The sequence below is a fragment of the Kitasatospora sp. NPDC001539 genome (genome assembly GCF_040298565.1).
In the GTDB taxonomy this organism is placed as follows: Bacteria; Actinomycetota; Actinomycetes; order Streptomycetales; family Streptomycetaceae; genus Kitasatospora.
Genome location: NZ_JBEPAK010000204.1, coordinates 1 through 12,845, shown reverse-complemented (window position 1 = coordinate 12,845; position 12,845 = coordinate 1). Strand labels below are relative to the sequence as shown.

General features: G+C 73.8%; 11 protein-coding genes. 4 read left to right on the top strand and 7 right to left on the bottom strand.

Annotated elements, in window-relative coordinates; translation table 11 throughout:
* The 4 genes from ABT247_RS25650 to ABT247_RS25635 all read right to left on the bottom strand — a co-directional run.
* The coding region (locus ABT247_RS25650; RefSeq protein ID WP_350746405.1) for an alpha/beta hydrolase at positions 1-1,621 on the bottom strand (1,621 nt) is incomplete at its 3' end.
* 12 nt (positions 1,622-1,633) lie between these two features.
* On the bottom strand, positions 1,634-1,987 hold the full coding sequence (locus ABT247_RS25645) for a WXG100 family type VII secretion target (protein ID WP_350746402.1): 354 nt from the start codon (positions 1,985-1,987) through the stop codon (positions 1,634-1,636).
* A gap of 136 nt (positions 1,988-2,123) precedes the next feature.
* Positions 2,124-2,666: an alkyl hydroperoxide reductase gene (locus ABT247_RS25640; protein ID WP_350746399.1), complete on the bottom strand. Its 543-nt coding sequence runs from the start codon at positions 2,664-2,666 to the stop codon at positions 2,124-2,126.
* A 3-nt stretch (positions 2,667-2,669) separates the two neighbouring features.
* Positions 2,670-3,221 carry a peroxiredoxin gene (locus ABT247_RS25635; RefSeq protein ID WP_350746396.1) on the bottom strand — a complete coding sequence of 184 codons (552 nt, stop codon included), beginning with the start codon at positions 3,219-3,221 and terminating at the stop codon, positions 2,670-2,672.
* A 479-nt stretch (positions 3,222-3,700) separates the two neighbouring features.
* Here ABT247_RS25635 and ABT247_RS25630 point away from each other — a divergent pair, with 479 nt between their 5' ends.
* The 3 genes from ABT247_RS25630 to ABT247_RS25620 all read left to right on the top strand — a co-directional run bounded on the left by ABT247_RS25630 (position 3,701) and on the right by ABT247_RS25620 (position 6,387).
* Positions 3,701-4,429: a hypothetical protein gene (locus ABT247_RS25630; protein WP_350746393.1), complete on the top strand. Its 729-nt coding sequence runs from the start codon at positions 3,701-3,703 to the stop codon at positions 4,427-4,429.
* Between the two features lie 204 nt (positions 4,430-4,633).
* Entirely contained in the window at positions 4,634-5,302 is a 669-nt protein-coding gene (locus ABT247_RS25625; protein WP_350746390.1) for a hypothetical protein, read from the top strand.
* A 131-nt stretch (positions 5,303-5,433) separates the two neighbouring features.
* Positions 5,434-6,387, top strand: coding sequence for a LysR substrate-binding domain-containing protein (locus ABT247_RS25620; protein ID WP_350746387.1), 954 nt, complete (start codon positions 5,434-5,436; stop codon positions 6,385-6,387).
* A gap of 77 nt (positions 6,388-6,464) precedes the next feature.
* On the opposite strand, the gene ABT247_RS25615 is transcribed toward ABT247_RS25620, so the two are convergent.
* Positions 6,465-7,088, bottom strand: coding sequence for a TetR/AcrR family transcriptional regulator (locus ABT247_RS25615; protein ID WP_350746384.1), 624 nt, complete (start codon positions 7,086-7,088; stop codon positions 6,465-6,467).
* A gap of 139 nt (positions 7,089-7,227) precedes the next feature.
* On the opposite strand from ABT247_RS25615, the gene ABT247_RS25610 reads away from it, so the two are divergent.
* Complete coding sequence (locus ABT247_RS25610; protein WP_350746381.1) at positions 7,228-9,411, top strand: MMPL family transporter; 2,184 nt, start codon at positions 7,228-7,230, stop codon at positions 9,409-9,411.
* A gap of 203 nt (positions 9,412-9,614) precedes the next feature.
* Here ABT247_RS25610 and ABT247_RS25605 read toward each other — a convergent pair whose 3' ends face one another.
* Positions 9,615-11,456, bottom strand: a complete 1,842-nt coding sequence (locus tag ABT247_RS25605; RefSeq protein WP_350746378.1) for a SpoIIE family protein phosphatase — start codon at positions 11,454-11,456, stop codon at positions 9,615-9,617.
* 186 nt (positions 11,457-11,642) lie between these two features.
* Positions 11,643-12,407 (bottom strand): class I SAM-dependent methyltransferase, encoded by a 765-nt coding sequence (locus ABT247_RS25600; RefSeq protein ID WP_350746375.1) that lies wholly within the window; start codon positions 12,405-12,407, stop codon positions 11,643-11,645.
* Positions 12,408-12,845 lie beyond the last annotated feature (438 nt).

The window sequence follows — 12,845 nt, the reverse complement described above, 5'->3', positions numbered from 1 at the left end:
TGGCCCGCGCGCACCCGGGGGCGACGTGGTGACGGGCACCGGGACCACCACCCGCGACCTCGCCTGGTCGGTCGCCGCGGCCGTCCCGGACCCGGCCCAGCGGCCCGTCGGCCACGGCGAAGCGGTGGGCACCGAACTCGGCGCTCGCCGGGTCGGGGCCGTACCAGCGCGCGTTCGGGGGCAGCCGGGCCGCCGGGCCGAGGGCGGCCGGGTCGGGAGCCCAGGAGACGGGGTCGTGGGCGGCGGCCCCGACGTACACGTGGTCCGCGCCCACCCCGAGGTCCGAGGCGTGATCCGCTCCGGTGCCGGGGCTGCCGACCAGGACGATGTCGTCGGCCGGGAGGCCGCCGGGGCGCTGGGCGGCCAGGCCGACCACGAGCGAGCCGTAGCTGTGGCCCTGCGCCGTGACGTGCGCCGGGGCTCCCTGGTGGGTGGCGCGCTGGCCGGCGAGGAAGCGGTGGTAGGCGTCGGCTCCGGCCCGGGCCGCGGTCCGGCACGCGACGTCGAGGCCGAGCGGTGCGTCGTAGCCCAGCCAGGCGATGGATGCCGTGCTGCGGGTGGGGTCGGCCCGCCGGGCCGCGTCGTACACCGCCCTGGCCCGGTCGGCGTCGCCGCCGCCGATGCGCTGGAGTTCGGTGCCCATGCCGCCGACCAGGGAGGTGACGTCGCGGGCGGTGTCCGGGTCGCCGAAGGAGAGGACGGCGCGGCCCTGGCCCTCCTCGCCGATGCCGAGCAGGAGGACCGGCGGGTCCTGCCCCTCGGCGGCCGCCAGCCGCGCACTGATCCTGCGGAAGCCCTCGAGTCTGAGCCGGTCCCGGTCGGAGAGCGGCGGCGGGTGGCCCTGGTACGTCGCGAGGAGCCGGGGCAGCAGGATCCGGTTCGCCCGGTCGCGGGCGGCGGCGGGGATGCCGTCGCGGTTGCCGACCAGCTCCGGGTGGTCCGTGATCAGCAGCTGCTGCTCGCCGGCGGGCAGGCCGTTCCACCAGGCGTACACCTCGGTGGGCGGGGCGTCGTCCGGGGGCACGGCGAGCCGGAGCAGGGCCGGGACGCCGAGGCCGGGGTCGAGCCGGTCCCGGGCGGCGGAGTCGGGATCGAGGCCGGTGCCGTCGAGGGCGCGGGCGGTGTAGTGCCGGAGCCGGGCGGCGAGGGCCCGGTCGACGGCGTCGGCCCGGGCCAGGGCGGTGGCGATGCGGGCGGCGAGCGCGGTGGCGGTCCGCTCGTCGATGCTCCGGTGATCGGGGTCGTGCCGGTCGGCGTACGGGGCCGGCTCCCAGATGACGGCGCCGTGCTCGGTGACGCTCATACCGGCGGTCCGGGCGTCCTCCAGGGCCCTGTGCAGCTCGGACCGGGCGAGGACCACGGCATCCGCGCCGGCGCGCAGGACCTTGCCGAGCTGTCCGACCTCGGCCTGGGCGGCCTTCAACTCCCCGGCGGCGAGCGCCAGGGACGGGGTCGCCGCGTCCGCCGCCGGTCCGGCCCAGCCGGAGGCGGCGAGCGGCTGGTCGACTCCGCCGCGCCAGTCCTCCAGGTGCTGCCCCAGGGCGGCGCGCAGTCCGTCGTACGCGTCGGCGGCCGCGTGGAGGGCGGCGACATCGGTGTCGCGCAGCGTCGCGAGATCCACGGTCGCGGCCCGCTACCCGAAGTGCCGGACGAAGTCCCGCTGCTGGGCCGCCGTCGGGCCGAACCGGGCGGCGACCCGTCGGTCGGCGCCCCGGTACCGGCGGGCGGCCTCCTCCAGACGGCTCCCGTGTCCGCTCATGGCCGTCCGGAGCTCCTCGAGCAGTGCGTGCCAGGCGTTGGCGCAGTCGTCCAGCGCCGCGCCGCAGTGGAGACCGCGCAGAGCGGCGGCGGTCCGGTGGGCCGAGTCGAGGACGGCCCGCGCGTGGCCGGGGAGCTGCCCCGCCGTCGCGGCGGCCCTGTCGGCGGCCAGGTGGAGCAGGTCGGGGTCGACCTGGAACCCCCCGCCGCCCTCCGAGTGGTCGGACACCCCGGCTCCCTCCCGGACCGAATTCCGTGCACGGATCGCCTGGCACCGTAGCGGAGCCGGGAGGGCCGGGAGCCGGAAAACGCCGACGGGCCCCTCCGGAAGGCGGAGGGGCCCGTCGTACGGGTGGCCGGGTGCGTCAGGCGTTGACGGCGGCGAGGGCGGCCTCGGAGTCGAGGACGCCGGCCACGGCCTGGAGGACGGCGGCGATCTTCAGCGAGGCCTGGATGACCTCGCGCTCGACGCCGGCCTTGCGCAGGACGGCCTCGTGCGAGTCGAGGCACTGGCCGCAGCCGTTGATGGCCGAGACCGCGAAGCACCAGAGCTCGAAGTCGACCTTCTCCACGCCCGGGGTGCCGATGATGTTCATCCGCAGGCCGGCGCGCATCGTGCTGTACTCCTTGTCGGAGAGCAGGTGCAGCGTCCGGTAGTAGACGTTGTTCATCCCCATGATCGCGGCCGCGCCCTTGGCGGCGGTGTACGCCTCCGGGGAGAGGTTGGCCTTCGCCTCGGGCTCCAGCTCACGCAGCAGACCGGGGCTGCGGGTGGCCATCGCGCAGGACAGCACGGTGCCCCAGAGCTGCTGGGCGGGGAGGTCGGAGTTGCCGATGACCGAGCCCAGGTTGAGCTTGAGGTCCTTGGCGTAGTCCGGGAGGGCGGCCTTCAGGTCGTCGAGGGCCATGGGTCAGCCCGCCAGGAGGGCCTGGGCGTCGAGGGTGTCCTCGCCCTTGTTCCAGTTGCACGGGCACAGCTCGTCGGTCTGCAGGGCGTCCAGCACCCGCAGGACCTCCTTGGGGTTACGGCCGACGGAGCCGGCGGTCACCATGACGAACTGGATCTCGTTGTTCGGGTCGACGATGAAGACGGCGCGCTGGGCGGTGCCGTCCTCGCCCTCGACGCCGCAGGCGCGCATCAGCTCGTGCTTGACGTCGGCCAGCATCGGGAAGGGCAGGTCGCCCAGGTCCTTGTGGTCCCGGCGCCAGGCGTGGTGGACGAACTCGGAGTCGCCGGAGACGCCGAGGATCTGGGCGTCACGGTCGGCGAACTCGTCGTTCAGCTTGCCGAACGCGGCGATCTCGGTCGGGCAGACGAAGGTGAAGTCCATCGGCCAGAAGAAGACGACCTTCCAGCCCTTCTGGTCCTCCGACGAGTAGTCCTTGATCTCCAGCTTGTCAGCGGACGGGCCTTCGACGCCCTTGAGGGCCCAAGCAGGGAACTGGTCACCGATCGTAAGCATGCGTGTGCTCTCCTGGGTAAGGGTGGGAAGGTTTGTCCGGATTGCGGACGGTGACCACAATTCCACATCGTGGACTGATCAGGGAAATAGCAGAAGGCGCTCGGACTGATCGGGTGGAGCTATCAGTGTCCCGACGCGGGGTTGATCGCATCACCAACCCGGCTGCCAACCGGACCATGGGCGCCGGCTTCGTGCTCAACGCGGGTGGGTCCATCCGCTCCAACAGCGTCCAGCTGACAAAAGATGCAGCCGGACGGCAACCTGGTGCTCACCTCGCTGCGCAGTGGCCCGGTCGCATGGTCGACGAACACCGCGAACCACCCAGGTGCGTGGGCGACCATGCAGGACGACGGCAACACCAGTTCCTCAGCTGGAACCGGGTCGTCCATGACCACGCGCCGGCCGAGGCCGTCGACACGTAGGAGTTCCGCGCCGCCCTGGGCGCGCGTTCAGGGCAGCGAAATCCGGTCGAGGAGAGGATGGCTGTCGACGTGAGGGGATCAACGGTGAGGTTCGGTGTCGTTCTCCTGGGCTTGGTGCTCGGAGCCTGCGCGTGCAGTGGGGTGTCCGGGGGAGAGGGGGCGTCGTCGGACGTCACGAGAGGCGGCTCTTCTGCCGCCGAGCCTTCCCCCACCTCGCCGAGCGTTTCGACGTCGACCGTGAAGGATGCCGCAGGGGTCACTCCGAGGCCGACGTTTCCGGAGAGCATCAAGCGCCAGGTCGTCCGGATGGCCGAGGAGGCCGGCAGGATGCCGGTGGGCGGTGAGTTCTCGCTGGCCGAGTACGACGGCGGCTACGGGCCCGAGTTGATCTGGCGAACCGAGAGGACCGGTGAGATCTGCACCGCACAGATGGCCGGTCCGAGCACCACGTGCGCGACGCTCGCGTCGATTCCGGCAAAGCACGTCCCCGGGGTCGACGTCTTCATGGGAGGCGGGCAGTTCAGCGACCACGGACAGACGTTCTGGGCCGTGACGCTCATCGCGAACGGCGAGTCGGTCGACCATTTGGTCTGCCGGGGCCGCGACTTCCCGGTCCGTGCTGCGTACTCGACCCGCATCGACGGCATCCCCCGCACGATCTACACCGTCGTCATTCCGCAGGAACTCCAGGGCGAGTACCGGGTTGTCGTCCAGCGGGACGGCCACCAAGCCGAGGAACGTCTCGACCTCAACCTGGAGAAGGTCGGCTCGCCCGCGCCGTGCTGAGCGTCTGAGCGTGACCCGGCGGTGTCCCGTCTCCCAGCCGGGGAGGCGGGGCACCGCCTTGTCGTTTGCCGGGCGGGGGCGGGTCCAGGCCCAACCCCTGCCCGGGGTGCAGGTCAGCGGATTGAAGGACGACGCGACCGGCTTCACCAACCTGGGCGCCCGGCCAGTACCAGCCCAGCACTGGACGTTGGGATGATGAGCTGTATGACGGGCTTATCCGCAAGGCTTCGCGCTGTAGTCGTCGGCCTGGTGTTCGGTGCCTGCGCGTGCACCACGGTGTCCGGGCAGAGCGATGTCGGGGCGAGCGCAGCGCCGACCTCCGCGCCGACTGCTGCGGCGACTTCCGAGCCGGCCTCCGCTCCGACACTGTCGGAGCGGTCGAGGCAATCGATCCTGCAGACGGCCAAGGAGAACGGGACGGCACCTGCCGGTGACGCATTCACCCAACTCCGGTTCAGCAACGGCTACGGGCCGGAGCTGATCTGGCAGGCGGAGAAGAGCGGGGACATCTGCACGGCTTCGGAGAGCGTGGTGGCCCGGGGCTGTGTCCCGCTCGCGGACATCGCCAAGCGGCCGACCCCCGGGGTCGGGACCTTCATCGGTGCCGGTCTGTTCGAGAAGGACTGGTCGGTGATGCTGATGGCCAACGGTGAGACGGTCGACCATCTCTCCTGCCAGGGCCGGGACGTCCCGGTCCTGGCGGGTTTCTCGATCCCCGTCGACGGCGTGGTCCACACCGTCTACACCGTCGCCATCCCGAGGGACCTCCAGGGCACCTATCGGGTGGCGGTCCAGCGGGACGGCCGGTCGGTCGAGGAGCGTCTCGACCTCAATCTGGAGGATCAGTACCACCATGCTGTGGTGCAGTGCTGAGCGGTCGGCCGTGGACTGATAGCGGAATTGGCTACACTTGAGGTGTCTGATCGGAGATTGCTATCAGTATCGAACCGACCGCCTCCCGGCCCGCCGCCCGTAGGCCCACCGCCGCCAAGGCCGAGCAGTCAGTGGCGAGTGCCGCAGGCCGGGGCGGCCCGCGCACCCCGACGGTGGCGCAGCTCCGGGCGTTCGTGGCGGTGGCCGAGCACCGGCACTTCCGGGAGGCCGCCGCGGCGACCGGGACCAGCCAGCCGGCGCTGTCCGGGGCGGTGGCCGCGCTGGAGGAGTCGCTGGGCGCGCAACTGGTCGAGCGTACGACGCGCAAGGTGATCATCACGCCGCTGGGGGAGCGGGTGCACCGGCACGCGCGTCGGGTCCTCGCCTCGCTCCAGGCGCTGACCGAGGAGGTGGAGGCCGCCCGCCGGCCCTTCACCGGGCCGCTGCACCTGGGGGTGATCCCGACGGTGGCGCCGTACCTGCTGCCGCTGGTGCTGAAGCTGGTCCGCGACCGGTTCCCGGAGCTGGAGCTGCACGTCCACGAGGAGCGCACCCCCTCGCTGCTGGACGGCCTGGCCGCCGGGCGCCTGGACGTGCTGCTGCTCGCGCTGCCGGCCGGCGGGGCCCCGCAGACCCGGGACATTCCGCTGTTCGACGAGGACTTCGTCCTGGTCGCCCCGTCCGGGCACCCGCTCGCCGGGCGGACCGACGTCCCGCGCGACGTGCTGCTCGACCTGGACGTGCTGCTGCTGGAGGAGGGCCACTGCCTGCGCGACCAGGCGCTGGACATCTGCCGCGAGGTCGGCACCGACCCGGCGGGTTCCACCACCCGCGCGGCCGGACTGTCCACCCTGGTCCAACTCGTCGCCGGCGGCCTCGGGGTGACCCTGCTGCCCGCGACCGCCCTGGAGGTCGAGGCCGGCCGCACCGACCGGCTGGCCGTCGTCCGCTTCGCGGCGCCGGCGCCCGGGCGCCGGATCGGGCTGGCCACCCGGCCGGGCTCGCCGCGCAGCGCGGAGTACGAGCGCTTCGCGGCGGCGCTGCGCGAGGTGCTGGCCGAACTGCCGGTGCGCATCGTCTCCTGACGGGCCCGGACGCGGGACGGGCCGGGACGCGGGACGGGACGGGGCGCCGGGCCCGGGCCGCCTCCCCCGCCGGGCCGCTAAGCGGCCGCCGGGGTGCCCAGGCAGAGCCCGACCGTCGTCGCGACCAGCAGGTCCAGCGCCTCCAGGGTGGCCGGGTCCGGCTGGTCGCCCGGCCGGCGGACGGTGAGGTGGCGGGTCGTCAGCCCGTCGAAGCCGCTGAGGAAGAGGACGGCGATCTCCCGGGCGGGCCTGGCGAGGGTGAGGCCGTGGGCGGCCGCGAGGGCGGTGAGCATCTCGGTGGCGGTGCCCTCGATGTCGAGTTGCAGCCCGAGCATGATCTCCCGCAGGTCCGGGTCGCGCATCGCCAGCGCCCCGAACTCGCTCAGCAGGACGCACCGCCCGTGCTCGCCGGTGGTGGCCTCCCAGAGCGCGTGCACCAGGGTGCGGACCTGTTCGCCGAAGGAGCCGTCCCCGGGGGAGGCGGCGCGCACCTGGGCGACGAAGTCGGCCTTCAGCTGCTCGACGACGGCCCGGTAGAGGTCCTTCTTGGTGCCGAAGGTGTAGTGCACCGTCGCCTGTGCCACGCCCAGCTCGGCCGCGATGGCGCGGGTGCTGCCGGCGGCGACGCCCTCCCGGGTCATCAGGTCGATCGCGGCCTGGACCAGTTGCGGTCGGCGTTCGGAGGCGGGGACATGAGCCATTCAGCCAGGGTAGCGCCACGGTCGGACAACCATGTCACTCGATTTTGTCGCTCAACTTTGTCACTCGACCAACTTCGTTCTACGGTGGGAGGCGTCCGCCCAGGCAGCCGCCTGTCCGACGAGATGACCGAGGGAACCCATGGCCACGTACCTGTACCGGCTGGGCCGCCACTGCTTCCGGAGCAGACGCGCCGTGCTGGCCGTCTGGATCGCCCTGCTGATCGCGGTCGGCGGAGCCGCGGGGGCCTTCGCCGGCAAGACCAGCGACGAGTTCAAGGTGCCCGGCACCGAGGCGCAGACCACCCTGGACAAGATCAAGGGCACCTTCCCCGAGCAGGGCCACGGCTCCGCCCAGGTCGTCTTCGCCACCGAGGGCGCCGGGGGCGTCAGGACGCCCGAGGCCGGCGCAGCGGTCGGCGAGGCCGTCGCCCGGATCGCCCGCGTCCCGGGCGTGGCTGCGGTGCCCGACCCGTACGCGACCGGCGCCGTCTCCCCGGACGGGAAGGCCGCCATCGCGCTGGTCTCCTTCGACCGCAAGCTCGCCGACGTCACCGACCAGCAGCGCGAGGCCGTGAAGGCCGCCGCCGAACCGGCCCGCTCGGCCGGGCTGGAGGTGGCCTTCGGCGGCGACGCGTACAACCGGCTGGCCCAGGTCGAAGGCGGCACCGAGGCGATCGGCCTGGTGGTGGCCGGGGTGGTGCTGGTGATCACCCTGGGCACCCTGGTCGCCGCCGGACTGCCGCTGCTCACCGCGCTGGCCGGCGTCGGCGCGGTCATGGCCGGCCTGCTCGCGCTCACCGGGGGCTTCGAGATCATCACCACCGCACCGGTGCTGGCCCTGATGGTCGGTCTCGCCGTCGGGATCGACTACGCGCTGTTCATCCTCTTCCGGTACCGCCGCCACCTCCACGAGGGCCTGGAGCCCGAGGAGGCCGCCGCCCGCGCCACCGCGACCGCCGGCAGCGCCGTGGTCTTCGCCGGGCTGACCGTCGTCGTCGCGCTCGCCGGGCTCGCCGTGGCCGGCGTCCCGTTCCTCACCACGATGGGGCTGGCCGCCTCCGGGGCGGTGGTGGTGGCCGTCCTGGTCGCGATCACCCTGCTGCCCGCGGTGCTCGGCTTCGTCGGCCGCGCGATCGACCGGCTGCCGGTGTGGAAGCGGGCGCGGGCCGCCGACGGCGGGACCACCATGGGCGAGCGCTGGGCGCGCTTCGTGGTCCGCCGCCCGCTGCCGGTGCTGCTGGTCGGCCTGGCCGGACTGGGCACCCTCGCGGTGCCCGCCGCGAGCCTCGACCTCGGCCTGCCGGGCGGCGGTTCCCAGGCCGTCGGGACGGACGCCCGCAGGGCGTACGACCTGGTCAGCGGCCACTTCGGGCCGGGCTTCAACGCGCCGCTGGTGGTCGTGGTGGACGCCCGTGAGGCGCCGCGGCCGGACCAGGCGGTGCAGGCGGTGGCCGGCAGCCTGCAGACCCTCAAGGGTGTCGCAACGCTGCTGCCGCCCCAGGCCGACCGGACCGGTGCGACGGCCCTGGTGCCCGTCATCCCGAAGACCGGCCCCGACCACGCGGACACCAGGGCGCTGGTCGACGAGATCCGCGGCCAGCGCGCCGGGCTCAAGTCGGCGACCGGCGCGGACGTCGCCGTCACCGGCACCACGGCCGCCAACATCGACGTGTCCACCAAGCTCGGCCAGGCCCTGCCGCCGTTCGTCGCCGTGATCGTCGGCATCGCCCTGGTGCTGCTGGCGCTCGCCTTCCGCTCGGTGCTGGTGCCGCTCAAGGCGGTGCTCGGCTTCCTGCTCAGCATCGGGGCCTCGCTCGGCGCGGTGGTCGCGGTCTACCAGTGGGGCTGGCTGGACGGCCTGATCGACGTGCCGAAGGTCGGGCCGGTGGTCAGCTTCGTGCCGATCCTGCTGATCGGCGTGCTGTTCGGACTGGCGATGGACTACGAGCTGTTCCTGGTCTCCGGGATGAAGGAGCAGCACGTGCACGGCAAGGCGCCGCGCGAGGCGGTCGTCGGCGGGGTGAAGGGCGGTGCCCGGGTGGTGACCGCGGCCGCGCTGATCATGATCTCGGTGTTCGGCGCCTTCGTCCTCGGCCACGACCCGATCGTCCAGCCGATCGGCTTCGCCCTCGCGGTGGGCGTGCTGGTGGACGCCTTCGTGGTGCGGATGGCGCTGGTGCCGGCCGCCATGGCGCTGTTCGGCGAAGCCGCCTGGTGGTTCCCGAAGCGGCTGGAGAAGGTCGTGCCGAGGGTCGACATGGAGGGCGAGCAGCTGATCGCCGGACTGGAGCAGCAGCCGGCGAAGGAGCCCGCCGGAGTGTGACGGCCCGCCCGGGAGCGGGCAGGCGACGCACCAGCCGCCGAGAGCGCGGCGGGCGACGCACCGGCCGCCGGCCGCCGGCCGCCACGAGCGCGGCGGGCGGCGCGCCGGTCGGCCGAGAGCGCGGCAGGCGAGGCACCGGCCCGCCCGAACGCGGCAGGACGGCGCGCACGCGCCCGGCGGGATCGCCCCCGCCGGGCGTACGGCTACCGGGGCAGCCGCTGCTCGAACCAGACCACCTTGCCGGTGCCCAGCCGGGTGGCGCCCCAGCGGTCCGCGCACCGGGCCACTATCTGCAGCCCCCGCCCGCGCTCGTCCTCCGGACCGGTGCGGCGGGGGCGCGGCAGCAGCGGACTGTCGTCGCCGACCTCGCAGCGCAGCCGGGTGGTGCGCACCAGGCTCAGGGTGATCGGCCTGGTCGCGTGCTGGACGGCGTTCGTCACCAGCTCGCTGACCATCAGCTCGGTCGCGCCGCTCAGCTCGTCCAGCCCCCAGCGGCGCAGCGTGTGCGCGGCCAGCCGGCGCGCCCGGCCCGGCGTCTCGTTGCGCGGCTGCAGGTACCAGTGCGCGACGTCCCCGGCCGGGATGCCGTCGAAGCAGGCGCCCAGCAGGGCGATGTCGTCGCCGCGGTCCCCGGGCGGCAGGATCCGCAGCGCCTCCTGGCACAACTGGTCGGGGGACTGCCAGCGGGCGGCGGCGATCCTGGCCCGGAGCACCTCGAGGCCGTCGCTGAGCGGACGGCTGCGGGTCTCCACCAGGCCGTCGGTGAACAGCAGCAGCGCCGAACCGGGCGGCGCGGGCAGTTCGACGGAGCTGAAGTCCACCCCGCCGACCCCGATCGGCGCCCCGGAGTCCAGCTCCACCAACTCGGCCGTGCCGTCCGGGCGGGCCAGCACCGGCGGGACGTGCCCGGCGTTGGCCAGCACCACCCGGTTGGCGATCGGGTCGTACACCGCGTACACGCAGGTCGCCAGGTGCTGTTCGCGGCCGAGCCGCTGCGCCTGCTCGTCCAGGTGGTAGAGCACCTCGTGCGGCGGCAGGTCGAGCGCGGCCAAGGTCTGCGCGCTGGTGCGCAGTTGGCCCATGATGGCGGCCGAGGTGAGCGAGTGGCCCATCACGTCGCCGACGATCAGGGCGATCCGGTTGCCGGGCAGCGGCACCGCGTCGTACCAGTCGCCGCCGACCTGCGCGCCGCGCTCGCCGGGCAGGTAGCGCTGGGCGAGCCGGACGCCGTGCGGCTGCGGCAGCCGCAACGGCAGCATGCTGCGCTGGAGTTCGTTGGCTATCTCCCACTCGCGGGCGTACCGCAGCGCGGTGTCCACGGCCAGTCCGGCCTGGGTGGCCAGGTGCGCGGCGGTCGCGGTGTCGGCCGCGTCGAAGGCCGGACGGCCGGTGCGTTCAGGGGGACGGCGGATCAGCACCAGCAGGCCGAGCACGGCCTTGCGGCCGCGCAGCGGCAGCGCGAGGACCGAGGTGCCGGCGGCCAGCCGGGCCAGCCCGCGACTGCCGTAGAGCTCGCGCAGCAGAGTCTCGGCGCGCTCGGCCTCGGGTGTGCCGAGCACCACCGACTCGGCGGGGCGGCGGCTCAGCAGGGTGTGCGCGAGCGCGCCGCCGCGGGTGACGGGGACGGCGGGCCCGGGGTCGGCGGTGGAGCGGGAGCCGTACCGGGAGCGGTGCCGCTCGTCCGCGCCGCCCTTGCGGCCGCGGCGGCCGATCCGGGTGCCGGTGCTGTGGTGGATCCGCAGCTCGTCCGGGAAGCCGGGTTCCCGCTCCACGTTGGGCAGCGGGTCGCGCAGGTGCACGACGGCCGCGTCGGCGAGGGTCGGCACCAGCACCCGGCCGATGTTGCGCAGGGTCGCGGACAGGTCGAGGGCGCTGTTGATCCGCCGGGTCGCCGCGTCGAGGTAGGCGAGGCGGTCGGCCACGTCGAGGCGCCCCGGCCGTGCCGTCGGCGGCTTCGCCGGGGCCTGGGCCCGGGCCGGGACCCGGCGGCGCTGGCCCGGGACGGCGGGCGGCTGCTCCGCCTCGGTCTTGAGCTGGTCGCGCACGGCTGCCTGTCCTGGATTCGGTGTGGTCGGTGGGTGTGCTGGTCGGCGGGCGGGCGGCGGTGGCCGTCCTGGTCGTGGCGGGTCGTCCTGGTGGTCGCGGGTCGTTCTGGTGGTCGCGGGTCGTTCTGGTCGTCCTGTGTCGAGCTGCGGTCCGGTGGGGAGCGGTCGTCCTGGTCGAGCGGTCGGTCAGCCGACGCGTCGACAGCACAGGAACAGCTGTTCCTCCGGCGGCAGCGCGGTGCTGGCCGGCGCGTACGGACGCCCCGAGGAATCCTCGACGGCGAAACCAGCCGCGACCAGAACCCGTTCCAGATCCTCCCGCAGATACCCGCTGATCCGCAGCTCTCTGCCGAGGAACGGAAGCGGAACGTGATCCAGGTCCGCCTCGACCATACCGAGCGCCAGGAGTCCGCCCGGCCGCAGGAGTTCGCGCAGCCGGCCCAGCACGACCGGGATCTCGTCCAGCGGCAGCAGGATCAGGGAGAAGAACGCGGTGACGGCGGCGAAGGTGCCGCGGCCCTCGGGGCCGAGCCCGGGGACGCCCCAGACCCGGTCGGCGCGCCGGGTGGCCAGATCGTACAGGTCGATCCGATGGAAATCGGGCGGGTGGGGCCCGGGGTGGGGCGTGCGGCGGGCCAGGTCGAGCATCACGTCGGAGAGGTCCAGCGCCGTCACCCGCAGCCCGCCGGCGGTCAGCTGGCGGACGGTCGGCTCGCCGGTGCCGCAGCCCACGTCCAGCACCCGGGCCCCCGGTTCGAGGTCGGCGAGCAGGCGGTTCCCGCACTCCAACTGCCCGTGCTTGGCGGGGAAGGCCTCGCCGTACCCGGCGCCGATGGTGTCGAAGGCGACGGCCTGCAGGGCGCGCGTTGCGCGGCGCCGCCGTACGTCGGGTCCGTCGTCGTCGGCGTCCTCACCGACGGGGAACGAGTCGGATATCTGTCCGGTCGTCACGTTGAGAGGCACCCTTCCACCCGTGGCCTCCGGTCGGCTCCTCCGCAGCCTCGCGGGCGGCTGCCGGTGGCGGTACGTCACGCTCCCCGCACCACACGGACGGCCTGCACCCCGACACGTCGTCGGCGGACACTCGTGTGCGTACTGGCATCTGAGAATATGCGTGATCACTGCGCGATGGGGTCCGTTTCCAGCCAACTCGTCATGCATGGGCCGATCTGGACCGGTTGCGCGGAAGCACTGCGGTGCGGGCGAGGGTGGTGCGCCGGGCCCCGCACGCCGCACGACGCGCCGGGTGCGGCGGCTCCGACCTGCGGTTCCGCCGGTCGGCAGGGCGGCTACCGGTCGTTTATCGAACGTCAATCGGCGAGGTGCACAGTTGGGTCCAGCGCCGGGGAAGCGTTGAGGGCGCTCCCGCAGCCGGGGGGCTGCGGGAGC

Excerpts from the sequence above, each read along its gene's own strand:
- ABT247_RS25640 (WP_350746399.1), bottom strand. The coding sequence starts at position 2,666 with ATGGCCCTCGACGACCTGAAGGCCGCCCTCCCGGACTACGCCAAGGAC.
- ABT247_RS25635 (WP_350746396.1), bottom strand. The coding sequence starts at position 3,221 with ATGCTTACGATCGGTGACCAGTTCCCTGCTTGGGCCCTCAAGGGCGTC.
- ABT247_RS25630 (WP_350746393.1), top strand. The coding sequence starts at position 3,701 with ATGGCTGTCGACGTGAGGGGATCAACGGTGAGGTTCGGTGTCGTTCTC.
- ABT247_RS25625 (WP_350746390.1), top strand. The coding sequence starts at position 4,634 with ATGACGGGCTTATCCGCAAGGCTTCGCGCTGTAGTCGTCGGCCTGGTG.
- ABT247_RS25615 (WP_350746384.1), bottom strand. The coding sequence starts at position 7,088 with ATGGCTCATGTCCCCGCCTCCGAACGCCGACCGCAACTGGTCCAGGCC.
- ABT247_RS25610 (WP_350746381.1), top strand. The coding sequence starts at position 7,228 with ATGGCCACGTACCTGTACCGGCTGGGCCGCCACTGCTTCCGGAGCAGA.